Annotated in this window: 23 protein-coding genes; 15 read left to right on the forward strand and 8 right to left on the reverse strand. The window is 37.8% G+C overall.

Annotation, left to right across the window (positions count from 1 at the left end; all coding sequences use genetic code 11):
• Positions 1-71 precede the first annotated feature (71 nt).
• The 3 genes from MS6x_RS12075 to MS6x_RS12085 are packed head-to-tail and all read left to right on the forward strand — an operon-like array spanning position 72 to position 2583.
• Positions 72-800, forward strand: a complete 729-nt coding sequence (locus MS6x_RS12075; protein WP_482602365.1) for a polyprenol monophosphomannose synthase — start codon at positions 72-74, stop codon at positions 798-800.
• Positions 801-802: 2 nt separating this feature from the next.
• Positions 803-2137, forward strand: coding sequence for a dihydroorotase (locus tag MS6x_RS12080; protein ID WP_482602367.1), 1335 nt, complete (start codon positions 803-805; stop codon positions 2135-2137).
• Positions 2134-2583: a DUF4296 domain-containing protein gene (locus MS6x_RS12085; protein ID WP_482602369.1), complete on the forward strand. Its 450-nt coding sequence runs from the start codon at positions 2134-2136 to the stop codon at positions 2581-2583. Before MS6x_RS12080 ends, MS6x_RS12085 begins: the two co-directional genes overlap by 4 nt.
• Here MS6x_RS12085 and MS6x_RS12090 read toward each other — a convergent pair.
• On the reverse strand, positions 2567-3571 hold the full coding sequence (locus tag MS6x_RS12090; protein WP_482602371.1) for an NAD-dependent epimerase/dehydratase family protein: 1005 nt from the start codon (positions 3569-3571) through the stop codon (positions 2567-2569). The two genes, MS6x_RS12085 and MS6x_RS12090, sit on opposite strands and share 17 nt — an antisense overlap.
• Positions 3572-3673: 102 nt before the next feature.
• Here MS6x_RS12090 and tyrS point away from each other — a divergent pair, with 102 nt between their 5' ends.
• Together tyrS and MS6x_RS12100 are read left to right on the forward strand one after the other, a co-directional pair.
• On the forward strand, positions 3674-4969 hold the full coding sequence (gene tyrS, locus MS6x_RS12095; RefSeq protein ID WP_482602373.1) for a tyrosine--tRNA ligase: 1296 nt from the start codon (positions 3674-3676) through the stop codon (positions 4967-4969).
• 98 nt (positions 4970-5067) lie between these two features.
• On the forward strand, positions 5068-5517 hold the full coding sequence (locus tag MS6x_RS12100) for a hypothetical protein (RefSeq protein WP_482602375.1): 450 nt from the start codon (positions 5068-5070) through the stop codon (positions 5515-5517).
• On the opposite strand, the gene MS6x_RS12105 is transcribed toward MS6x_RS12100, so the two are convergent.
• The 5 genes from MS6x_RS12105 to MS6x_RS12125 form a co-directional block, all read right to left on the reverse strand.
• Positions 5514-6503, reverse strand: a complete 990-nt coding sequence (locus MS6x_RS12105) for a LuxE/PaaK family acyltransferase (RefSeq protein WP_482602377.1) — start codon at positions 6501-6503, stop codon at positions 5514-5516. The two genes, MS6x_RS12100 and MS6x_RS12105, sit on opposite strands and share 4 nt — an antisense overlap.
• 182 nt (positions 6504-6685) lie before the next feature.
• The gene (locus MS6x_RS12110) at positions 6686-7009 is read right to left on the reverse strand and encodes a T9SS type A sorting domain-containing protein (protein ID WP_482602378.1); all 324 of its coding nucleotides are present in this window, start codon (positions 7007-7009) and stop codon (positions 6686-6688) included.
• A 176-nt stretch (positions 7010-7185) separates the two neighbouring features.
• A complete protein-coding gene (locus tag MS6x_RS12115; RefSeq protein ID WP_482602380.1) occupies positions 7186-7494 on the reverse strand; it encodes a T9SS type A sorting domain-containing protein in 309 nt (102 codons plus the stop codon).
• A gap of 194 nt (positions 7495-7688) precedes the next feature.
• Positions 7689-10526 carry a TonB-dependent receptor gene (locus MS6x_RS12120; protein ID WP_482602382.1) on the reverse strand — a complete coding sequence of 946 codons (2838 nt, stop codon included), beginning with the start codon at positions 10524-10526 and terminating at the stop codon, positions 7689-7691.
• A gap of 104 nt (positions 10527-10630) precedes the next feature.
• Positions 10631-12046 carry a thrombospondin type 3 repeat-containing protein gene (locus MS6x_RS12125; RefSeq protein WP_482602384.1) on the reverse strand — a complete coding sequence of 472 codons (1416 nt, stop codon included), beginning with the start codon at positions 12044-12046 and terminating at the stop codon, positions 10631-10633.
• Positions 12047-12271: 225 nt separating this feature from the next.
• Between MS6x_RS12125 and MS6x_RS12130 the strand changes: the two genes are divergently transcribed.
• From MS6x_RS12130 to MS6x_RS12150, 5 genes are all read left to right on the forward strand, one after another.
• Positions 12272-12958 (forward strand): response regulator transcription factor, encoded by a 687-nt coding sequence (locus tag MS6x_RS12130; RefSeq protein WP_482602386.1) that lies wholly within the window; start codon positions 12272-12274, stop codon positions 12956-12958.
• Positions 12958-14022 carry a sensor histidine kinase gene (locus MS6x_RS12135; protein ID WP_482602388.1) on the forward strand — a complete coding sequence of 355 codons (1065 nt, stop codon included), beginning with the start codon at positions 12958-12960 and terminating at the stop codon, positions 14020-14022. Before MS6x_RS12130 ends, MS6x_RS12135 begins: the two co-directional genes overlap by 1 nt.
• 115 nt (positions 14023-14137) lie before the next feature.
• Positions 14138-14806, forward strand: a complete 669-nt coding sequence (gene trmB, locus MS6x_RS12140) for a tRNA (guanosine(46)-N7)-methyltransferase TrmB (protein ID WP_482602390.1) — start codon at positions 14138-14140, stop codon at positions 14804-14806.
• 4 nt (positions 14807-14810) lie between these two features.
• Complete coding sequence (locus MS6x_RS12145; protein ID WP_482602392.1) at positions 14811-15440, forward strand: LysE family transporter; 630 nt, start codon at positions 14811-14813, stop codon at positions 15438-15440.
• 1 nt (position 15441) lies between these two features.
• Positions 15442-15789 (forward strand): MGMT family protein, encoded by a 348-nt coding sequence (locus tag MS6x_RS12150; RefSeq protein ID WP_482602394.1) that lies wholly within the window; start codon positions 15442-15444, stop codon positions 15787-15789.
• Here MS6x_RS12150 and MS6x_RS12155 read toward each other — a convergent pair.
• Together MS6x_RS12155 and MS6x_RS12160 are read right to left on the reverse strand one after the other, a co-directional pair.
• On the reverse strand, positions 15786-17132 hold the full coding sequence (locus MS6x_RS12155) for a sensor histidine kinase (protein ID WP_482602396.1): 1347 nt from the start codon (positions 17130-17132) through the stop codon (positions 15786-15788). The two genes, MS6x_RS12150 and MS6x_RS12155, sit on opposite strands and share 4 nt — an antisense overlap.
• 326 nt (positions 17133-17458) lie before the next feature.
• Entirely contained in the window at positions 17459-18823 is a 1365-nt protein-coding gene (locus MS6x_RS12160; protein ID WP_482602398.1) for a sigma-54-dependent transcriptional regulator, read from the reverse strand.
• 361 nt (positions 18824-19184) lie between these two features.
• Here MS6x_RS12160 and MS6x_RS12165 point away from each other — a divergent pair, with 361 nt between their 5' ends.
• From MS6x_RS12165 to MS6x_RS12185, 5 genes are all read left to right on the forward strand, one after another.
• Positions 19185-20531, forward strand: a complete 1347-nt coding sequence (locus MS6x_RS12165; RefSeq protein ID WP_482602400.1) for a TolC family protein — start codon at positions 19185-19187, stop codon at positions 20529-20531.
• A 51-nt stretch (positions 20532-20582) separates the two neighbouring features.
• Positions 20583-21833, forward strand: coding sequence for an efflux RND transporter periplasmic adaptor subunit (locus MS6x_RS12170; protein WP_482602402.1), 1251 nt, complete (start codon positions 20583-20585; stop codon positions 21831-21833).
• A gap of 95 nt (positions 21834-21928) precedes the next feature.
• Positions 21929-22624, forward strand: a complete 696-nt coding sequence (locus MS6x_RS12175; protein ID WP_482602404.1) for an ABC transporter ATP-binding protein — start codon at positions 21929-21931, stop codon at positions 22622-22624.
• Between the two features lie 153 nt (positions 22625-22777).
• On the forward strand, positions 22778-24340 hold the full coding sequence (locus MS6x_RS12180; protein ID WP_482602406.1) for an ABC transporter permease: 1563 nt from the start codon (positions 22778-22780) through the stop codon (positions 24338-24340).
• Positions 24304-25155 (forward strand): ABC transporter permease, encoded by an 852-nt coding sequence (locus MS6x_RS12185; RefSeq protein WP_482602408.1) that lies wholly within the window; start codon positions 24304-24306, stop codon positions 25153-25155. Before MS6x_RS12180 ends, MS6x_RS12185 begins: the two co-directional genes overlap by 37 nt.
• Positions 25156-25283: the final 128 nt, after the last annotated feature.

The raw sequence follows: 25283 nt of genomic DNA on the forward strand, positions 1-25283 counted from the left end.
TCATAAAGCTTTATCCCTTGCACTTCTACCATTATTAAAATAGTATTTTTGTTTAAATACGGTACTATTCTATGACCAACAGCATTGTAATAATTCCAACTTACAACGAAATCGAAAACATCGAACCCATTATTAGGGCTGTTTTTGAGTTACAAAAAGAGTTTCATATACTTATCGTAGACGATAATTCACCAGATGGTACTGGCGCGGCGGTTACCAAGTTGCAGGAAGAATTTTCTGATACACTATTTTTGGAAACGCGTATGGGAAAATCTGGGTTGGGGACTGCATATATTCATGGATTTAAGTGGTGTATTGCCAACAAGTATGATTATATTTTTGAGATGGATGCCGATTTTTCCCATAACCCATCAGATTTGTTACGCCTTTTGAAGGCTTGCGAAAACGGTGCTGATGTAGCTGTGGGTTCGAGGTACAAACAAGGTGTAAATGTAGTAGATTGGCCGTTGTATAGGGTATTGTTGTCCTATGGTGCCTCATTTTACGTAAAAATGATTACCGGGATGCGTGTTCATGATCCTACAGCCGGTTTTGTGTGTTATAAAAGGGCAGTTTTAGAATCTATTAATTTAGATTCGGTACGTTTTGTAGGTTATGCTTTTCAAATCGAAATGAAATTCAGGGCCTATCTAAAGAATTTTAATATTCAGGAGATTTCAATTATTTTTAGAGATAGGGTAAGTGGTAAATCCAAAATGAGCTCTTCTATCATTACCGAAGCTATTTGGGGAGTTCTCTCTATGAAAATTAAAAGTCTATTTCAACGCAATAAGTTTTAGTTATGGCCAAGATACTTATAAAGAATGGGACCCTTGTTAACGAGGGCAAGATACAAGAGCTGGATATCCTGTTGGATGGAGAGTTAATCGTTAAAATAGCACCGAGTATTTCTGATGCAAATGCAGAGGTAATTGATGTGGCCGGAAAATTTATTTTACCTGGAATCATTGATGATCAAGTACATTTTAGAGAGCCCGGTCTTACGCATAAAGGAACAATAGCCACCGAAAGTAGAGCGGCAGTAGGCGGTGGGATTACAACCTTTATGGAACAGCCAAATACAGTTCCGCAAGCTACTACCATAGAAAAACTGGAACAAAAATTTGCTACGGCCAGTAAAACGGCTTTTGCCAACTATTCCTTTCCTTTTGGCGGAACCAACGATAATCTTGAGGAGTTAAAACGTTTGGATAAGAATTCCTGTTCCGGAATAAAGTTGTTTTTAGGGTCTTCTACCGGTAATATGTTGGTAGATGATGAAGAAGTGATAGAGCGTATTTTTAAGAGTACCGAAATGGTTATTTCAGCACACTGTGAGGATGAAACTACTATTCGTCGCAACTTGGCGGAATATATGAATACCTATGGAAATGATATCCCAATCGAATATCATCCTCTTATCAGAAGTGAAGAAGCCTGTTATTTATCTTCATCTAAAGCTATTGCATTGGCAAAAAAAACGGGAGCAAGATTACACGTGTTCCATTTATCAACTGCAAAGGAAATGGACCTGTTTAGAAATGATATTCCTTTGGCCGAGAAAAAAATAACTGCCGAGGTATGTTTGCATCACCTTTGGTTTTCTGATGCGGATTATAAAGAAAAAGGAACCTTGATCAAATGGAATCCGGCGGTAAAGACATCCGAAGATCGCGACGCGCTCTGGGAAGCACTCTTGGACGATAGAATAGATGTTGTTGCTACTGATCATGCCCCACATACACTTTCGGAAAAGGATAATGTGTATACGAAAGCACCAAGCGGCGGTCCTCTAGTACAGCATGCTTTGCCAGCAATGTTGGAAAAACACTTGCAAGGGAAAATAAGCTTGGAAACAATGGTTCAGAAAATGTGTCATAATCCTGCTATACTATTTAAGATAGAAAAAAGAGGATATCTTCGGGAGGGGTTTTATGCAGATTTAGCGATTGTTGATCTTAATCTTCCTTGGCGGGTAACCAAAGAAAACATAGCCTATAAATGTGGCTGGTCTCCTTTTGAAAATGAAGTGTTTAAAGCTTCGGTTACGCATACTTTTGTAAACGGACATTTAGCCTATGAAAACGGCATCTTTTCTGAGGAGCGAAACGCAAAAAGACTTACGTTTAACAGATGATGAAAAAATCTATCGGCATATTATTGGTTCTTTTGTTCCTGACCTCTTGTGTGGAAAATCTAATCGAAAAACCTGACAATTTAATCCCAAGGGATAAAATGGTAGCTATTTTAGAGGAGATGGCAATTTTAAATGGTGCAAGAGAGCATAAAGCTAATATTATTGTCCTAAAGGAGAATGGTATTGATCCAACACAATACCTTTTTGAAAAATATGATATCGATTCAACTATTTTTGTGGAGAGCGATCGATATTATGCTTCGCTACCTTTAGAGTATGTTAGTATGTATGAAGAGATTGAAGCCTCGTTAATAGTGAAAAAGGAGATAATGGATGCGGCAAAAAAAATCAAAGACAGTCTCAAAGTATTGGAACGGCAAGCCTTGCGCAAAAAAAACGATAGCTTGGCAAAGATTCCAAAAAAGTTAGCTAGTGATCAGAAATAAAGTGATTGGCACTAAGTTTAATGGTTTCGTCCAATGTTTTAAATTCAAATTCTAAAGTCGCTTTGATTTTATCACTACTGTACATCTCCCTATTTTCAAGGGAATAAATGGTACTTTTTGTAATTCTGCGTTTTTTTCCAGTGAGTAGATAGGCCACCATATCCAAAAATCTAAGTATTTTTAATTGCCATATTTTAAGCTTCCTGAAAGGTGCTTTTTTGCCCATAGCTAAGGCAATCTTTGTTAGTATTTCCTTGAACGTAATGTTGTCCGAAACGAGAATAAAACGTTCATTTTTAATATTGGACTTTAATAAGCTGATCATTATCTTAACGACATCCGAAACAGTTATAAAACCAGTTCCACCGGGCGGATAATAACTGGAACCCTTGTTAGCGGTCTTGAAGAATTTACCACTAGCTGTTTCCCAAAAACCAGGTCCTAAAATAACTCCGGGATTTACGATAACAATCTCTAAATTTTCCTGTGAGCCACGCCAAACCTCCATTTCTGCCTCATACTTGGTCAATGCATACACGTTTTTGTTTTGGTTTGTCCATTCATTTTCTTCGGTAGCTACCTTGGTAACTAGATTTCTCCCAATGGTGCCTATGGTACTCACATAGCATAACTTTTTCACCTCATTAGCGGTACAAAGATTAACAATGTTTGCAGTACCTTCTACATTAACTTTTTGTAAGGTATCAAAATCATTGGGGTCAAATGAAATTAGTGCGGCAGCATGGTATACATACTCAACCCCCTTAAACGCAATTTCCAAAGCCGGAATATCTAGAATATCGGCTTTTATCCATTCAATTTCATTAAATAGCAGATATGAATTGTTTGTATAATAGGAGAATACTTTTTTTACTGAGGCCAATTTGGATTCGTTTCTGTAGATTGCCCTGACCTGTGTCTTGGAACGTACTAATTCCAAAAGAAGATGTGAACCTACCAACCCTGTGCCTCCGGTAACTAAAACCATAACTCAAAGTTAGGGAATACAGGTAAATAAAATCCCTATAATTTCTGGTAGATAGCCTGCGGATTTCCTTTTATATTTGCATAATATCTAAGAACAACACGAATGACTTTGAATTTTGTTAAGGAACTGGAATGGAGGGGAATGTTACACGATGCAATGCCCGGTACAGAAGAACATCTACTGGAAGGTATGCAATCTGCGTACGTAGGGATTGATCCAACGGCCGATTCACTTCATATTGGTCATTTAGTTGCTGCAATGATGTTGCGCCACTTTCAGTTGGCAGGTCATAAACCATATGCGCTTATTGGTGGCGCCACGGGAATGATAGGTGATCCATCCGGAAAATCTGCAGAACGGAATCTTTTGGACGAGAAAACCTTACGTCACAACCAGAATGCTTTAAAAGAACAACTTTCCCGGTTTTTGGATTTTGAAAGTGATGCTGATAATGCCGCAGTTTTGGTGAATAATTATGATTGGATGAAGGATTTTACATTTCTCGATTTCATACGCGACGTTGGAAAGCATATTACCGTAAATTATATGATGGCTAAGGATTCCGTTAAAAAAAGATTGTCCTCCGAAGCCAAAGAAGGAATGTCCTTTACCGAATTTACCTACCAATTGGTACAGGGATATGATTTTTTACATCTGTATAGAGAACATAATTGCACGCTACAAATGGGTGGTAGTGACCAATGGGGAAATATTACTACAGGTACGGAGATGATCAGACGAATAGGTGGAGGCAAAGGTTTTGCACTTACTTGTCCTTTGATTACCAAGGCCGATGGCAGCAAGTTCGGAAAGACAGAAAGTGGTAATGTTTGGTTGGATGCCAATAGAACATCACCCTACCGATTTTATCAATATTGGCTAAACACCTCTGATGCAGATGCGGAGAAGTATATAAAGATTTTCACCTTTATTCCTAAAACTGAAATTGAGGCACTTATTTCTCAACATGCGAAAGCACCACACACTCGTTTGCTCCAAAAACGTTTGGCAGATGAAATTACCGTCATGGTCCATTCTCAAGATGATTTAGATAATGCGATAAAGGCCAGTGCCATCTTGTTTGGGAAATCTACCGCGGAAGATTTAAAAGGCTTGGATGAAAAAACCTTTTTAGATGTTTTTGATGGAGTACCACAGGCGGAGATTCCAATCTCGGAACTTGAGGATGGCTTGAATATGATTGCTGCTCTTGCTGCCAAAACTGGCTTTTTAGGTTCAAATGGGGAGGCACGCCGTGAGCTCAAACAAAATTCTATCTCTGTTAATAAGGAAAAAGTGACCGATGCATATGCGATTACCAAAGTTGATTTGATTAACGGTAAATTTGTATTGCTACAACGTGGTAAAAAGAATTATTACGTGCTGGTAGTAAAGTAGCACCATGCATGCGGTTTATAGTTGCTTTTAAATTGAAAAGTGACGCAACCATTTTGAATGTATTCTATCTTAATTAATATGAATATATACGTTTTAAGATGAATAAGTGGTACGTTGCCATACTTTACGTTTTTATGTTATACTCGTGCTCCGAACCTGATACTTCTACTTTCGATGATGCGGGGCTACAATTCGTTGATCAAAAATGGAAATTGGTACGGATGTCGGGAAACATGGTGAATTCTGTGACAACAGGAGCGGAAATGGATTGGCAGGAGTACTATATCTTTAGTGTGAACGGTACGTTTAAAAAATATAGAACAAGGGCCGGTGTCGTTTCAGAAGCTGCAGGGACTTTTGAAGTAGCGGAATATGAAAATGACGAAGCCGATTATTTAGAGCTAAGTTATACCGAAGGTTTGGAACTCATTGGAAACTGTTTTGGCAATCAAAAAGAAGTATTAATGTATAGGTCCGCTACCGAAATTTCTAATACATGGCAAGCCTGTGATGGTCCGGGCTTGGATTATGTTCTTACAGAAGACTAAAGCACCATTAAATTACAGCCCCTAATATCGGAATCGTCAAACCTTCCTAAAATTTCAAAATTATCATCATCGTATTTTTTGCCTAGATCTTGGGTGGCAATAAACGAACACGAATTCTTGTTTGCTAGATCAATCACATTAATGCCGCCGGTTTTCCCATGAGGTAAATAGGTCAAGGGGTCTTCGGTATCCCTTACTAAAACCCGCATCCAAGGCGGACAATTAAATATGCCATTTCCTTTGGAGTAAGCTTGTGATAGTAGTTCGGTCATCCCGTATTCAGAATGAATATGGTCAACACCGAAGCCTTTTTTGAGTAGGGCATGTAATTCTTCGCGAATAAGTTCTTTTCGGCGACCTTTCATGCCTCCGGTTTCCATAATTGTAGTGTGGTTTAGGGAGAATTGATGTTGTTCGCAAAAATCCAAAAGTGCAAACGAAACACCTAGTAATAAGGTTTTGGTTCCCATAGCTTCTAGTGCAATCAGATGTTTTTTTAATTTATCAAAATCGTTTAGAAAAAAACCGCTCTTTGGGTGGCCTGATTTTTGTATAAGGTCGTTTACCATATAGATGAGTGAAGAGCCTTCCCGCTCTAAATAGGAGGGTAATAATGCAAGAATACAAAATGAGGAAGGTTTACCGTAGAATTGTTCAAAAGCGGTAAGATAGCTTTTTTCGTATAGGCCAATATCTGTAACAATATGTTTGCTGGTGATGCTTCCAGAGGTGCCGCTGCTCGTGAAAATTGCCTTTGGGGAATCCGTAGTACTAACCAGCTTTTTGTTCTTAAAAAATTGAATGGGTAGAAATGGTATGTCCTCTAAAAAAACAACCTTTTCAGGTGCTATTTCAAGATGCATACAAAAGGATCTATAAATAGTGTTGTTGGTATATTGAAAACGAAAGGTGTCTAGTGCAGTTGCCAAGAATTCTGCCTCTGCCTTAATTTGAAACAGGGCTTCATTATGTACTATCTTTCCCATAAATACAAAGGTAGGAAACACCAATAGATATAGAAATGCTAATGGTTGTATTAAGTTTTGGTAAAGAAGTCAATGTAAAGGTACTTTTGATCAATACAAAGTAATTTAGGGAGAAGCTGAGTCTCTTCTGCTAAAGTGATTGGAATCTTTTCAATTAGGATTTATTTACTTGCATTACAGATCTAACGCACTACAAGTTTTCGATTAATAGATTTATGGTTCTCTACTACTTGTACCATATACACTCCGGGGGATAGACGGGAAATATCCAGTGTTTTGCTAGAAATTCTATCGGTAAGTATGAGTTCGCCAAAAACGTCAAAAATCCGTATGTGCTTTATGGCATTTTGTTCTGTAGTTACGTAGACAATATCCGCAGTGGCAGGATTAGGATAAAGCTTAAAACCTGAAATTTCCGGATTTGTATTTTGCGCAAGTAGTTTATTGTCCTGTGCATTGTTCAGTAGGGAAAATCCTAAAAATAGGATAACGTAGATTTTTTTCATTTTGTATTGATTTGGGATCAACACAGTAAAGGTACATCAGGAACAAAGAGGTTGTCTGAAAATGTTGTGAAAGCTAGTATTTTGTAGGTCAATGGAATACGTTCCGTTTTTCATCGGTTTTTTTTACCGATGGTCGATATGGAATAAAAAAAAAGGTTAATGGGATGGCAGAAAATTTACTTGATAATCAGCTTTCGTGTTGCAACTTTGTCTTTTTCAAAAACACGCAAAACATAAACTCCGGCATCCAAGTCACCAACATTTAATTCTTTGCGCAAAATCGTTGTTTTTAACACTAAGGTACCAAGCACATCATAGATTAGAATTTCTTTAGCATCATTATTTAAAGTGGAAATATATACCTTGCCTGTGGTAACGGGATTGGGATACATGCTGAAGCCATCTATCTCTCCCTTGCTTTGGGTACTTTGCCCATAGCTAAAAGAAATAAAAAGAAAACAAAGGATAAAGTAGATTTGCTTCATATATAGCTGGTTACAAATGCTATGCCATAAAGATATGAAATCTATTGGCCTATAATAAAACTAGACTATTCTTTATTGCTTTTTTTCGATGAAACGCAAAAAAACCCACTTTTGGTGGGTTTTTATTAATGTTTCTAGCTCAATTCTAGAAGAATCTGAATCTTGACTCTTTAAATATTCTAGTTTATCCGGTATTAGAACTGATAGCTATAACCTAAGGAAATTGCCTGTCCTGGATATCTTGAAGAAAATAATTGGTCTTCAGCACCAAAAGACTGATAAACACTTTCAATCTTATCGTTTAAAATATTTTCAAAACGTAATGAAATTTTACTGTTTTTTTCCTTTCCAAGCTCTTTACTAAGATTAAATTTTAGATTATGAAACGGTAAGGTAAAAACATCGGGAATATCACCGTTACCAACTATTTCGAGAGTTTTCCCTTGTATGTTATAGTTAAGTCCGCCTTGCCAACCGTTTTCACTATTGTCATAATTGAAACCTATGTTCAATAATAAAGGAGATTGACCTTGTAATTGACGACCATCAGGAAGGTTCTCTCCTTCTCTTAGGTTATCTGTTCTCGCTTCCCGCTCATCTTCTGTAAAAGTTTGATTCGATTCTATGATAGAAACGTTAGCGTTAAAAGAAAAATCTTGCCAACCAGGGATAAAGTCTAAATTTCTTCTAACTTCCAGTTCCCCACCATATACGGTTGCATCCCCTAAATTTAATGGTATAAATTGGCCCCTAGCTTCTCTAATAAAAGAAAGTTCAATCGGATCATCAAAGGTCTTGGCGAATGCACTCAAAGCAAAAAAATTGGTTCCCTCGCCATACGACTCAAAGCGAAGATCAAAATTATTGATATATGTAGGTTGTATATTTATATTACCTATGAAAAAGGTGCTTGATACAGGGTCAAATATTTGGGCATTGGAGGCTTCTTTGAATGAAGGTCTTGCCGTAGTGCTGGAGAAGGAAGCCCTTAGCTTTTTATTTGCTTCTTCGTTTAACTCGTAAATAAAATTGGCCGATGGGAAAAAGTCCATTTTATCCAAAATTGTCGCTTGGTCAAAAACTTCACCATCTTGGTTTTCTCCTGAGTAAAGCAAATCAAACTTTTCTAAACGTAACCCTACGATTGCATTTAACCTGTCAGAAAATTTAAATTCATCGGATACATAGCCAGCCGAAACTGTAATCTCTGAGTCAAAGGAATCGGATATATTGGAATCACGTCTCACGTACGTTCCTTCTCTTGTAATAGTGCTATAGATATTGTCAGGAGCTAAAACTTGGTCGGCATCCCCACCGAAACCAAGGCTAAAATTACCTTCTCGTGACTGTACGGGATGTGAGAATTGATCTACAATAAATTCTCGTTGTTTTAACGTATGAGCTCCGCCAAATTTAAATTTTGCATCCCTACCGAATAATTGGTGTCTTCGCGTTAAATCCAGTTTGCCAGCTATATTTATTTCTTCAAGATTTCTCCAAATTCTGCTGGGGTCCCCAGATTCACTAGGTGATATTGAAAAGTTACCTGTCTCGTCATTAAATCTAAACGGTGTGGTCCTTAAGTCTTTATCGTATATTTTAGAAAGGGTGGGTGCAAGTTTCCAAGAGACTTTCCACGAACCATCTTCATTTGCATGTTCTCCGTTTAATAGAATGTTGGTAATGGAACGCTCAGTGTACGTTAATACATCTTTAAATATTACATTTGAATTTACATTGAAGTTATCTTGCCTAAGGTAAGCAGCGCTAGATTCTCCATTTTGTATATGAAGTATATTTAATTTGTATTTGGAGGTTAGACCTTTTAATGAAATACCGGCAAGGCCACTAATCAAAACATTATTTACGCCTAAATTACCAGATTGTGTACGGTCATCTATTAATTCAAGGACAGACCTGTCCTGGTCCTGTTTTCTAAAGACTTGTCCGTTTACGATTCCATCGTAGAATTCCGTACTATTTTTGTACGTCAAAGAAGCCAAGTAGCCAATTTTTTTACTTCCTTCATCATTTAAATTATATTGGTTGCCAGCAGTAAAGCCAAAATTAAAATTCATTAGACTTTGTTCTTCCAGTGCTTTGAGATTTGGCCTAAATAATTGGGTCAATTGTCTTATTCGTGGGCCATTGGCAGCTGGGTTTGGTGTTTCAACGCTTTGTGGGAGTACTAAATCTCTTCTTCCGCTATCAAATCCAAGGATGTCACCTGCACTTCCCTCAGAGCTTAAGTAATTATTATTAAAGTGCATAGTGGAATTATATCCAAGACCTACCGAAACACTATATTCGGCCCTAGTCGGAAAGTCTTTAGTTACGATATCTACAACACCTCCGGTAAAGTCGGCTGCTTGGTCTGCCGTTGCGGACTTAATAACGAGTATGTTATCTAGAATATTGGTAGGGAAAATGTCCAACTGCAATGTATTTCTGTCAGGGTCTAATCCGGGAACGTCAACGCCATTTAAAATAGATTTGGTATAACGGTCTCCAAGACCACGCACATAGACAAATTTACCTCCTTGAACGGATACTCCTGGGACCGATTTAATAGCACTAGCGATGTCACTAGCACCTGATTTCTTCATACTTTGAATAGATAGCCCATCCAATAATGCAACGGAGTTTTTTTGAAGGTTTAGTACAGATACCTCTGTATTTTTTGAAATCGTTGTGGTTACGACTACTTCATCCAATGCATTTGCAAGTGGATTTAATGTAACATCAATTATTTGCTCAGCACCGGGTCCAATTACTACTTCAGATATCGCTTTTGTTTCATATCCTAAATAGGAAAATGTAACGGTATATGTTCCGGGTTCTACCTCCAATACATATTTTCCGTCAAAATCCGATGTAGTTCCTATGGTGGTTCCGCTTATGAGTATATTGGCAAACGGTAGCACATCATTCAATTCACCATCATTGACGGTTCCTGAGATAATGCCGCTTTGTGAAAAAGCATGGAGTGAAGATAGTAGTGATAAAAAAATAAATACTAGTTTGAGTTTCATCTAAAAATGTTGTTAGAACAAATTGTCTGTTAATATATAAATTGCTCGTCTTAATAATTTAAGACGAGCAATTTGATACAGTGATTAGGTTTTTAAGGATCCTATTAGAAACCTAAGCCAGCTTTCGTGTTTGAATATGTCCATGAAAAGGCAGAAGTGGTAGCTCCTACAGTTGGCATCATTGGGGCAATAGCAGAGAATGTGGCTGCATCAGCTTCAAAAGTAGATTCATCTGTAGTATCATTAAATATTTCTGCAGATGTTGTAACTCCTGTGGGTAATACTACTTCCCAATCAGAAAAGACCAGTGTTCCGGCGGTGTAGTTTGCCGCAACTCCAGCGTTATCCAATTCCACGTCCGAAAGTTGTAAGTCTGTGCCAATTCCTGTAAAACCAGTTACCAATATATTAGAATTCGTTCCAGTAGCTCCAGATCTAAAATCGGCTACCTCTCCATTTTCCTCATTATTGTCAAGTCCTATTAGTGTAGCGTTTGTTAAAGTGTAAGCCCCGGCAAGTGAGCCTTCAGGACCATCTATTTCTAACGCGTGATCAGAAACGTTTCCTTGAACAACGATGGCATTGTCAATAGTACCGCTATACGCTTGGTCAATGTCAAGTCCGTCATCACCTACTGCCCATACGAATAAGTTAGTTGCATTTACCGTTCCACCAAAGAATTCGATACCATCATCAACATTACCAACAACTTCAACATTGTCAACAGTTGTTCCGGAACCTACGGCGCCTAATGTAAGACCGTTTATTTCGTTCCCTTCACCGATTAAAGCCCCGCCATGACGTATAGATACATACTGTATGGTGCCACTATCATCGGCAGCATTGCTACCACCATATAATCCTTTGTCTCCATCAGTATCGGATGGGATACCTTCGATTTGTGCAGATTCAGCGTCACCGTCAAACGAAGAAGGTGCATTACCCAATACGATAAGTCCTCCCCATAACCCTCGATCGTTTTGATCAAGATTGGTACCTGCAGTCTCTCCAAATTGGATATTATCAGCAAAAGAGGTAAAAATAATGGGAGCCTCAGCAGTCCCAACGGCTTCTATTTTACTTCCTCTTGTAATAACAAGCACGGAAGCGTTGGCGCCTGAACCTGCACTAGCTTTAATTATCGTACCAGCTTCTATGGTAAGAGTAGCTCCGTCCGTTACAAAAACTCTACCGTCTAGATTGTAAACAGAATCTGAAGTCCAAGTAGTATTAGAGGTAATATCAGAATCTACTACTACAGTGCCGCCAGCAGGAGGTGTTGCACCATCATCAATAGGGTCGCAAACATCACCAATACCATCACCATCACTGTCTGCTTGATCGGCATTTGCCGCAGCTGGACAGTTATCAACGTCATCGTTGATTCCGTCATTGTCAAAATCAACATCCACTTCTACTGGCGGAATGACCGGATCGTCATCGCTACATGCCACAAATGTTAAAGAACTGACAAGCAGTACAAGGCCAATTACCCTTTTAATAAAATCGAATTTTTTCATTTTCTCGTTTTTAGAATTAATCTTTAATTACTGTTTTACTTTTTGAACAATAGAAAGTTATTTTCGCTGCAAAGAAACCGGTATCTTGTAAAGGTGCAGTTACCTCCATGTTAAACATTTATTTTTTTAGTGTTATCTAAAGGTTACTACATTAAATCAATGTTAAGCGACACTGTAGTTTCGCTATTATCTTTACTTTTGAGAAAACAACCCTACCAAGAAACTATGAAAAAAAAGGATATTAGAATACTATTAGTAGATGATGAGCCAGATATTCTTGAGATTGTTAGTTACAACCTCACTGCCGAAGGCTACGAAGTGTTTACTGCTAAAAATGGACTTGAAGGAGTAGCTAAAGCAAAAAAGAAACAACCTCATCTGGTTATTTTAGATGTAATGATGCCAGAGATGGACGGTATAGAGGCATGTGAATTACTTCGAAAAACTAGCGGATTAGAAAACACGGTCATTACTTTTTTGACAGCCCGTGGCGAAGATTATTCACAAATGGCGGGTTTTGATGCAGGGGCGGATGACTACATAACCAAGCCAATAAAGCCCAAAGTACTCGTAAGTAAGGTGAATGCCTTACTTAGGCGAGTGTTAAAAGGAGATGATTCACAAGAAGATATTACCCAGGTTGGAGATATCATTATAAATAGGGAAGAGTATAAAATTGTTAAAAAGGGAAAGGAGATTATTCTACCCAGAAAGGAGTTTGAACTTTTGGCGCTTTTGACTTCCAAGCCTAGCAAAGTGTTCAAAAGAGAGGTTATCTTGGATAAAGTTTGGGGCAATGAGGTTGTAGTAGGGGGGCGAACTATAGATGTACATATCCGAAAGCTAAGAGAGAAAATTGGGGAGGAACATTTTAAAACGGTAAAGGGAGTGGGATATAAGTTTGTACTCTAATGTCTGGAAAATCAAAGAAGTCCTATAGGTTTGCCTTAAGGTCTTCCCTTTATATTAGTGTTTTGTCTGGATTGGTTCTAGGCTTTTTATGTTGGCAATTTGACTATGTAAATAGCTGGTTTTTATCAGCTGCTATTGTACTTATTTACATAATTTCTTTTGTCACACTTCAAATTCGTATAGAGAAATTCATTTATAAACGAATTAAAAAAATCTACGATGATGTGGCATTGTTAGAATCCTCTACATTAACTACTGATCCTATCACTACAGACATGCGAACGCTTACCGCAGAAATCGAAAAATTTGCTAAGGACAAGAAGATAGAAATCGATACGTTAAAGATTCGAGAGGAGTATCGAAAGGACTTTTTAGGGAATGTATCCCATGAACTAAAGACTCCCTTATTTACCGTTCAAGGTTATTTAGAAACGCTTTTAGACGGTGCAATTGAAGATAAAAACGTTAGAAAAAAGTATATTTCAAGGGCTAACAAAGCCGTAGATAGACTTATATACATTGTAAAGGATTTAGATTTAATTACAAAGTTAGAAGTTGGAGATCTACGATTAGACAAACAGGATTTTAATATCATTGAGCTAATACAAAGCGTATTTGATCTTTTAGAAATGAAAGCCGCAAAAAACAATATTATCCTGACTTTTGATATGCCTTATGATAAGCCAATTATGGTATATGGCGATAGGGAAAAAATTCGGCAAGTACTTACCAACCTGTTGGTCAACTCCATAAAATATGGTAATGACAACGGTACCACAGAAGTAAGTGTTGAGAATTTAGTTAAAAATAAGGTGATTGTAAGGGTAACCGACAACGGTGATGGTATCCCCAAAGAGCATATTCCCAGATTGTTTGAACGCTTTTACAGGGTTGATCAAAACCGAAGTAGAAAAGAGGGTGGTTCCGGGTTAGGACTAGCGATAGTAAAACATGTTATTGAAGCTCACGGAGAAAAAATATACGTAGAAAGTGTATTGGACGTAGGATCGGAGTTTTCGTTTACCTTAGAAAAGAGCAAGCCCGAAGTTTTAGATACGGTGTAGGTTTTTAATTTTTAGATATCAAGAGCAACTGGCATAAGCTATTTCCTAAGTTTTCCTAGCAGATGGTTATCAGTTCTTACTCATTTCATAGCTTTGCATACTTATAAAGGAAATAGTGGGAAGTAAGAACAAGCTTAAAAGATTTAAGGAAAACGAAACATTTAAAAATGTGATTCAACCCACAAGGGACGCCGTGAGCAAAGGCTTTTCCAAACGCGGAACTTGGAATGATCATTTCGGAAATAACAATCCCATTGTATTAGAGTTAGGCTGTGGCAAAGGGGAATACACCATAGGGCTTGCAAAACTGTTTCCCAACAAAAATTTTATTGGAGTTGATATCAAGGGAGCGCGTTTTTGGCGTGGTGCCAAAACAGCTTTGGAAGAGGGGCTGGACAATGTCGCTTTTTTGAGAAGCCAAATTGAATTGGTGGATCGGCTTTTTGCCGAAAATGAAGTCTCGGAAATCTGGATTACCTTTCCTGACCCGCAAATCAAGTACAAGCGAACCAAACACCGTATGACCAATCAGGTGTTTTTAAATCGATATAAAAAAGTACTAAAACCGGGCGCTCTCTTGCATTTAAAGACCGATAGTGAATTTATGCACGGTTATACGTTAGGGCTATTGCATGGAGCTGGGTATGAGGTACTATATGCCAACCATAACGTATACAAAAATGAGGGAAGCCCTAAAGAGGTCTTGGAACTACAAACATTCTACGAAAATCAGTACCTTGAAAAAGGAAAACCGATCACCTATATCCAGTTTCGGATAAATTGATGCTATGCAACACCTTTTGATTCTTTTTTTTGCCACGTTCTCTGCCGCATTTATGGCAACTGTTCCTCCTGGATTGTTAAACGTTAATGCTGCTAAAACCAGTGTAGAAAAGAATAAACTTAATGGTATTGTATTTAGTTTGGGCGTGTCTACCATGATTATGTTACAGGCATTTGTAGCTGTGTTCATATCTAAGTTTCTCCATAAGAATCCAGAAGTGGTCGCGGTATTATTAAAAGTTGCCATTGGTGTTTTTGCAGTATTGTCCGTTTATTTTTTTATGGCTGCAAGGCGTAATAAGAAAAAAAAAATAAAGGAAATTAAGATTAGTAAACGAAGTAGTTATTTTAAAGGCGTTTTTCTTGCAGGTGTCAACCTATTAACTATTCCCTATTACAGCGGATTAAATATTATGTGGAATGCATCTGGGTGGATAAAATTTCAGGTTTTGGATATTGCAACCTTCGTTTTAGCGGCAGGTATGGGTACTTTTTCCGTACTCTATCTTTATGTTTTTTATTTTGATAAACTAGAGCACAAGACACAAAAGTTTGCCAAAAACGCCAATTATATTTTAGGATTTTTAATGTTGGTATTACTGGTAATCACTATTATTAGAGTTTACAATACCTAGAATGTCGGATAACACTAATTTTTTCGCAAGGGTTTATGAGGTGGTAAAGCAGATACCTTACGGTAGGGTTACGTCGTATGGCGCGGTGGCTAAATATTTAGGAGCCGCCCGCAGTGCAAGAATGGTTGGCTGGGCAATGAATGCTTCACACGGTATGGATGATGTTCCTGCTCATAGAGTAGTCAACAAACAAGGACTTTTAACAGGAAAGCATCATTTTGACGGAACGAACCTCATGCAACAATTATTAGAAAGTGAAGGTGTTAGTGTAATTGACAATCAAATTCAGAATTTGGAAAGTCACTTCTTGGACCCCTGGAAAGAGTTGGGAACACCAGAAGATTACTAGTCGAAAGTAAGCGTAAATTGAGTAGTGTTACCCGAGGCAACACTAATGCTCCCACCGTGGAGTCTCATAATTTGTTTGGATAGGCTCAATCCAATGCCCGTGCCCGTATTTTTTGTAGTAAAGAAAGGAACGAAAATTTCATCGATTAGATTTTCTGGTATTCCCGCACCATTGTCTGTAACTTGGATAAATTTTTTGTTCGATGCAGTTATGCCAGCGGTAAAATGGATATAGCCTTCATCTATTCCCTCTAAGGATTGTTTGGCATTTTTACCCAAGTTTAACAATACCTGTGTCAGTTGTTTTTGGTCAATATAGAACTCCAGTCCAATGGGCTCTATTTGAGTTTTTATAGTAAGACTGGAATTTGCTTTTTGCTCCTGTAGCAAGACTATGATTTTTTCAAATAGGGACTTAGCGGGTACCAGTTCCCGGTCTGGTTCTGGAATGCTTAAAAAGTTTCGATAAGATTGTACAAAACTCATTAAGTCAGACCCCTGTTCTTTGATTACCTCTAAGCCCTTAGTTGTGTTTTTTATTTGTTGCTCGGAGAAATGGGTTGGTATTTCTTGGTCGTTAGCCTTTTTAAAGTAATTGAGAATCGATTCGGAAATAGAGGTTATTGGGGTAATCGTATTCATAATCTCATGCGTAAGTACCCGAATAAGTTTTACCCAAGAGTCTGTTTCTTTTTCGTCTAGTTCCTTATGGATATCATGGGCGACTACTAAAAGTAACTGTTCGCCTTCTATAACAATCGGTGTGCATTTAAGACTTAGTTCTTTTTTGCCCCGTTCGTTTCCTAGTTTAAAAATCGTATTACCAAAAGGTTTAAGCTCTGCAAAAAGTGTATAGAGTTCTTTATCTACTTGGTTCAGTTGCTTTACATGATTTAAGGGTCTATAGTTCAGAAGTTCTTGAACGGTAGGATTCGCATAAAGAATATGCCCCTTAGGATTAATAGTGAAGATGCCAATATCGGCCTGACGTAGTATTTCTTGATAGTATTGTTCTTGTGCTTGTTTTTTTAGATGAATATCCTGAATCATGGAGTTAAGCATATTTAAACTATGGTTAAGCTCTTCCAATGACTTGACACTCAGCTTCTCTGGAAATCGTAATGTGAAATCTTCGTTCTTAATTGCATCGAAAAAATAAGCAATTTTTCGATTGGTCTGGTTTACATAATCGATAAGTCCAACAATTTGGAAAATCATGATAATTGCTCCAATACTTCCAACCACATATTGTTTGTTAAAAAAGAAATAGGTTGCAAATACTACCGTCAGCGTCATAAAAATGACCCGGAACACTAATTGTATATATATATTTCTGCTTACCATATTTCAAGTTCAAGTTCAAGTTCAAGTTCAAGTGTCAAGTCTGCCCGCCATAGGAGGGTTCAAGTTCAAAAATCAAACACAACCGTAACTGCAACTGTAAAACGAACTGCTTTACCGCTATTCTTATGTCATTGCGAGGCACCAAGCATTCTGTTATTTCCCAATGTCCGTATTTCAACAGTTTGCCACCTCGCAGCGGCCTTTGTTTATCACTTCTACATTCCCGCTGCTCCTAGCAAAGGCGATTACTTTTTATTCGTGACTTTCTACTTATTACCGCGAACTGCAACTGCCCAGTGCTTACTTTTTTCACTACCCTCTAAACACTATGCCCCTTTTTTCTTCAATTTATTATAAAGTGTTTGTCTAGAGATACCAAGTTGTTCTGCAGCTGCGCTGTAGTTTCCATCATTTTGGTTCAAGGCATTGGTAATCATTACTAATTCCATTTCCTCCAAAGTATTTGGTCCATTTTCCGTTGAAACTGCTTGCCCTGTTTCCAATAAAAAGTCAGTAGGTTTTAAAACATTTCCTTCAGATAGGATTACGGCCCGTTCCATAGTGTGCAGGAGTTCCCTTATATTGCCAGGCCAATGATAGTCCATTAATTTTTCTTGGGCTGCCTGATTTATTTTTAGACCAGGCTTTCCATATTTGTTCACGAATTTATTCAAGTAAAAATCAGCCAAGACGAGCACATCTCCTTCTCGTTCACGTAAGGGCGGTACTTCTACCCGTATGGTATTAATTCTATATAACAGGTCTTCTCTAAAAAGTCCGTCCGCTACCATTTGATCTAGGTTACAGTTGGTAGCGCATATCAATCGGATATCCACTTTAATAGGCTTATTGGAACCTACCCTAACGATGATTCTATTTTGAATAGCAGAAAGTAATTTAGCTTGTGTCTGTAGCGAAAGATTCCCTATTTCATCCAAGAATAAGGTACCTCCGGTAGCGGCCTCAAATTTTCCCGCTCTATCCTCTTTAGCATCTGTAAAGGAGCCTTTTACATGGCCGAACAATTCACTTTCAAAAAGATTTTCCGAGATAGAGCCCATATCAACAGATATGAAAACTTCGTTATTTCTACTAGATCGGTTATGTAATTCTCTTGCAATCAATTCTTTTCCGGTTCCGTTTTCTCCGGTGACTAGCACATTTACATCTGTCTTTGCTACTTTTTGCACAAGATTTAGTACCGAGTTTAAGGCTTTGGAAGTTCCTACGATGTAATTTTTATTTTGGTTAATGACCTGTTTAAGGTTGTTCTCCTTTTGTTTAAGCTGGGTGACTTCTTTGCGGCTTTTTCGTAGTTCATAGGCAGACTTTACAGTAGTTAACAACCGCTCATTGTTCCATGGTTTTAGGATAAAATCTGCGGCCCCTTCTTTTAAGGCTTCTACAGCAAGGTCAATGGCACCGTAGGCTGTCATCATTATTACGGAAATATGTGGTGATTTTTTTCTTATTTCCCTAAGCCAATACAGGCCTTCGTTTCCCGTGTTTACGCCGGCAGAAAAATTCATATCCAAGAGGATAATATCAATAGCGTTAAAATTGGGAAAGGATGAGATTTGATTGGGATTAGAAATGGTTTGTACACTTTTATGCTCAAATTGCAATAATATCTCCAAAGCACTTAGGACACTTTTGTTGTCGTCTATTACAAGTATGTTTGCATCTGTCATGATATTCTTTAGTTTAAAATAATGCTAGTCCCTAAACCTTACATAGGTAGTAAATTCCAAATTGCTGACCTCACCAATAAACCTATATTCTATTTTAACTGCTATGCCAATCTCTCTACAAAAATAAGACAGCTTTAGTTGTCTTTGAGTTTAGCACAACTTTCCTTATACCTAATTTCGGTTAAAACTACAAATCAAAACCTTTACGATATACCTGCTGTCCAAATTTTTGACAATATCTGTATATTTATTTTACACTTGATTTTATGATAGTAAGAGTATTTTGTGTTAAAATATTGATTTTCAATATATTGAATTTATGGCACGTATATAGTATTGAGTTTGGCACAGTAATAAACGTATGAATTTAAAAATTAAAATAACGCTACTTTTTTTCTTTGTGCTTGGTGTTAACGCTAGAGCACAAGAGCAATGGACCTTGGATGCTTGTATTGCGTATGCACTGGAGCATAATCTGTTACTTAAGGACTTTACGTATACCAGTGATGCTAATAGGGAAGACTATCGGCAATCTATTCGAAATTTGCTGCCCGAGATTAATGCTAATTCTAATTACACTATTAATTCAGGTCGTGCAGAAGATCCTAATACCGGTACTTTCGTAGTACAGGATTTCTTTTCTAACAATTATACATTACAGTCCAATATAGATTTATTTCAAGGTTTTCAAAAAATCAATTCCATAAAGGCTTCTAAATTTTTATTTCAAGCTGCAAAGGAAGAGCGTTTGCAACAAAAATATCTTTTGGCTTTCAGGGTCATGCAAGCATTTAATAACATCAGATTTTTTGAAGGTCTGGTTACTATTGCAAATGAACAGGTAAACGTTTCAAAAACCAATTTCCAATTAGTGGAAAAGCAGATTGAACTAGGTCTTATGGCGGGGGCCGATATGTATGAGGCAAAATCTGCCTTATTATCCGATGAGTTGAATCTTACCCAAAGCGAAAATCAATTGGCAGCGGCCAAGTTGGTGCTGATTCAAGAAATGAATCTAGAAAACACCTCGGATATTTCGATCATTGCTGATTTTGAGATGGTAGCGGACACAGAAGTCGCACAAGAGATGAAATCAGATACGGTATATGCCAAAGCCCGGGAATTTCTGCCATTGATCAAGGCACAAGAACTAAGGGCGCAGGCTGCAAAAAAACAAGTAGGAATAGCTAGAGGTAGGTTTTATCCTTCACTATCGCTCTTTGCAGGGATGGGCACAGGCTATTTTGAAACTTTTAGAGATAGCTTAGGAAATACGTTGCCTTTCAGGGAGCAGTTCAGGGATAATTTTTCTAGATTTTACGGACTCAACCTTAATATTCCGATAAGTAACGGATGGTCCGCAAGATCGAGAGTTAAACAGGCAAAAATAGAAAGACTACGACAGGAAAATAACTTGGAAGTACAGGAACAGGTACTTTTTCAAACTATTCAGGAATTGGTTCAACAGTATAATGCTCTTCAAGTAGAAACCGGGCAGAGCGATCAAAATGTAGAAGCACAACGTATGGCTTTTACAATCGCACAAAAACGGTATGAAAAAGGTATGATAAACGGGATTGAACTGTTTACTGCAAAAAATCTTTTTGCCAGTGCACAAAATGAGAATCTACAGGTAAGGCTACGTTCTGAAATCAATAAAAGCACCTTGGATTTTTATAGGGGTTTACCGGTCTTTAATATTAATTAGGATAAAACGTTTTCTGGATTTACGAAAAGGTTAAAAAGAATACAATAAGAAATGGACATACAATTAGAGAAAAAGAAAGGATTAAGGCCAAAGCATTATGGGTATATAGCCATAGGTTTGTTAGTGCTTTTTGTGGGGTATCAGCTCATTTTTGCTACATCAGTTTCCACGTTTAGAACAGAGAAGGACAAACTCTCCATAGCAGCCGTAACACAGGGCAAGTTTGATGATTATATTACCATAAATGGTAATGTTGCACCTATTACTACAATTTATATGGATGCTTATGAAGGTGGCCGTGTAACGGAAAAATTGATAGAGGAAGGCGCCATGGTCAAAAAAGGAGATATTATTCTAAAGTTGGAAAATATGAACCTTTACGAACAGATTCTAGCTAGTGAAAGTAATTTGGCACTTAAGCAAAACGATTTACGTTCTACGAAACTTACATTTGATTCCCGTCAGGTGGAAGGTCGGCGATCTCTTGCTACTGCCAGTACTGATTTACAACGACTGAAACGGAATTATGAGCAGAATAAGGCCTTATTCGAGGATGAGCTGATTTCTAAAGAAGCCTATCAGCTTTCAAAAGAGAATTACGAGCTTTCTCAAAAGCAATACGATATTGTAAAGATGCAGACTGAAAATGATGATGAATTGCGCGTTACGTCTTTAACTGGTTTGGACGCAGATTTGGCCCGTATGCAAAAAACCTTGGGCATGGTCTACCAGCGATTGGATCATTTAAATGTTCGTGCTCCCGCAGATGGTCAATTAGGGTTCTTGGACGCGGAGATTGGACAGAATATTTCCCAAGGACAACGTATAGGTCAAATCAATGTATTGACAGATTATAAAATAGAGGCAGATATAGATGAGCACTATATTGATCGTGTAAAGCGTGATTTAAGTGCAGTTTTGGAGCGTAATGGAAAAGACTATCCGCTTAGAGTTCGAAAAGTATATCCAGAAGTACGTAACGGTAGATTTAGGGTAGATCTTGTTTTTACGGATGACAAACCGGAAACCATCCGTACCGGGCAGAGTTATAACATTAAACTACAGTTGGGCGAATCCAGTGACGCCTTGTTGCTGCCTAAAGGGAGTTTTTTTCAAAGCACTGGCGGGCAATGGATTTTTGTTGTTACCCCGGGTACGGATGAAGCGATTAGAAGAAATATCAGAGTAGGAAAACAGAATGCTCGATACTATGAAGTACTGGAAGGCTTACAGGCCGGTGAAGAAGTAATAACCAGTAACTACGATAGTTTTGGAGAAGCGGAACGAATAGTCTTAAAGTAAAATAATACCCCAAACCCTCAAAGAGGGATGGTTATACAAGGGTTTTAATGGAATAGCTAAAAGCAAGATTTATACAAAACAAAAACAACGAACAAATGATAACAATTAAAGATTTAAAAAAGAGCTTTCGAACAGAGGAAGTGGAAACCTTAGCATTGAACAATGTGAATCTTAAGGTTGAAGACGGCGAATTTGTAGCCATAATGGGTCCCTCAGGTTGCGGGAAATCTACCTTATTAAATATCATTGGAATGCTTGATAACCCCACGGACGGAAGTTACAATTTTGCTGGCCACGAAGTTGCCGGCCTTAAAGAAAGTCAACGTACGCAATTGCGTAAAGGAAATTTGGGATTTGTTTTCCAGAGCTTTAACCTTATAGATGAACTTACCGTCTACGAAAATGTAGAACTGCCCCTTATTTACTTAAAAATGGGAAAGGCGGAACGTAAGGAAAAAGTGATGAAAGTTTTGGAACGCATGAAAATTGCTCACAGGGAAAAGCATTTTCCACAACAATTATCAGGTGGTCAACAACAACGTGTCGCTATTTCCAGAGCTGTGGTAACAAATCCTAAACTAATTCTTGCAGATGAGCCAACAGGTAACTTAGATTCTAAAAATGGTATCGAAGTTATGAATTTGCTTACTGAGCTTAATCAGGAAGGTACTACTATTGTTATGGTAACGCACTCGGACAGAGATTCTCATTACGCTCATAGAGTTGTGAATTTATTTGATGGTCAAGTAGTAACGGAAAGTCAAAATAGGGCTATTGGCGCCATGATGTAGTTTTACAACCTACTTGGATATATTAAAAAATAGGAGATAAATAGTAAGGAAGTTTATTCATCAATAATTTACCGAAATGTTTCGGTACTAAAGCTAATCATCAAATTCAGTTCTCTTTTTGTGGAGTGAAGCATCAATCAAAAAACGAACATCATGTTCAAAAACTATTTTAAAATCGCTTGGAGAACACTCTGGAAAAACAAAGGATACAGTGCACTGAATATTTTTGGGTTGGCTATAGGAATTACCTGCGCTTGTCTCATATTGCTTTGGGTTGAAGATGAGATAAATTATGATAGTGTTTTTCCAAAACAAGATTTGATATATTATGTGCCTACAAACCAAACCTTTGAAGGTGAAGTATATACTTATAACGTTACCCCTGGACCACTTGCCAAGGATTTAAAAGAAGAAGTGCCTGGAATTGCACGATCTGCAACAACATTTGGGGAGGAGATGTTGCTCACAAACGGGGAAACGGGAATCAACAGATTTGGAAGGTATGTGCAACCTGATTTTTTAGAAATCTTTAGTTTAACTTTTTTGGAAGGAGAATTGAAGACAGCCCTTTCCAGACCAGACGGAATTGTGTTGACACAGAAAACCGCAATTGCGCTTTTCGGCACCGATAAAAACGTCTTGAATAAAGTACTGCAATTGAATAGTGAGTTTTCCTTTACCGTAACGGGTATCATACAAGATTTGCCAAGTACGATTACCTATAAATTTGATTGGCTTATACCCTTTCAGCGTTTCCAATTGGGACAAGAAAATATGGCTTGGGCCGAACGATATGGTGGAAATTTTGCTGATACTTTCGTAGAACTTACTCCAAATACTGACTTTAAAACAGTAGATAGCAAGGTCAGGAAAATGATAGCTTCCAAAATAGAATATGCTACGGAAGTTCCAAATGAGGCGTTTTTACATTCCATTAAGTATTGGCATCTACGTTCCGAGTTTAAAGAAGGGAAAATTGTTGGAGGCAAAGTTACTTTGGTCAGGTCGCTGGCCTTCATCGCTTTAATTATTCTTGTGATTGCCTGTATCAATTTCATGAACCTATCTACGGCGAGAAGTAGTAAGCGGGCCAATGAAGTTGGTGTGCGAAAAGTATTGGGATCTAGTAGAAAAAGATTGGTAGGTCAGTTTTTAACGGAGTCTATGATTTTATCCGCTATGTCTGCGATATTAAGTGTTGTTCTTGTAGTGTTATTGCTCCCATACTTCAATACCCTAGTAGAAAAGCAGATAGCGCTTAGATTGGGTGACCCTACTCATGTTCTTTTTGTTTTGGGTATCACTTTGATTTCTGGTCTTTTGGCAGGTTGGTATCCCGCCCTGTACTTATCCTCTTTTAGACCTGCAGAAGTACTTAAAGGTACCGGTAAAAATCCAGGAAACGCATCAATAGTTCGTAAAGGTTTGGTGGTTGCTCAATTTGCGGTTTCTATCATGTTCATCATCTGCAGTACAATCATCTATCAACAGATACAACATGTAAGCACTCGAGATGTAGGTTATAGCAAAGGAACATTACTAAATCTACCCGTAAATGGGAATCTGATTGAGAAATTTCAACCTATTAAAGAGGAAATGATAGCATCAGGTCTAATAGATAATGTGGCGCTGACCAATGCAAATATGCTCACAGGGGGTTTTAATGGGCAAGGATATCGATGGCAAGGGGGCAGAATTCCGAGAATGTACTGGTAAGATATAGGTTTGTAAGTCCAAACTTTTTTAGCACCGTAGGATTAAATTTACTTGAAGGTCGTAGCTTTAACAACGATACTATGATAGACAGTACCAATGTTATAATAACCCAATCTTTTTCTAAATTAATGGGAGAAGATAGTGCTATTGGTAAAACTATTATGGACGATGGTATCAACTATAATGTAATAGGTATAGTTAATGATTATGTCTATGGGGACGTGTACGGTAATAACAATACAGGACCGGTTATTTTTTATAGTTATTCGGACAATGCGAACACCATGTATGTGAACCTAAAAGCAAATGTGTCATCGACTGATGCCTTGGCCGTGGTACAAAACGTACTTAAAAAGTATAATCCTTCATTTCCATTTGAATATCGATTTGAAAATGATTTGTTCAATTCAAAATTTAAGAATGAAGCGCTTGTAGGTGAACTGTCCAAGATTTTTGCTGCATTGGCCATTATTATCTCTTGTTTAGGCTTATTTGGTTTGGCAGCTTATACCTCAGAACAACGTAAAAAAGAGATTGGGGTTCGAAAAGTATTGGGTTCTAGCGTTTCAAACATCGTCCGGTTACTGTCGAAAGATTTTATGGGTTTGGTGGCAATTTCCCTACTTATTGCAATCCCTTTTGCATGGTGGTTTATGAATTCATGGTTAGAACGCTTTGCATACAAGGTCGCTATAGAGCCTTGGGTTTTTGCGGCGGCTGGCGCAGTTGCGATCATCGTGACCATAGTCACTGTTAGTTTTCATGCAGTGAAAGCCGCAATAGCAAACCCTGTAAAAAGCTTGCGAACAGAATGATAAGGTTCCCTATTTAAATCGAGTTTTGGTAAACATGCTTTTTAAAACGCAAGGATTATATGAAAGAAATAAAACAGGCAAAAATAATAAAAAAGTAAATTAGTTTATTCATCAATCAAATATCGAAA

The organism is Maribacter sp. MS6, assembly GCF_056839185.1.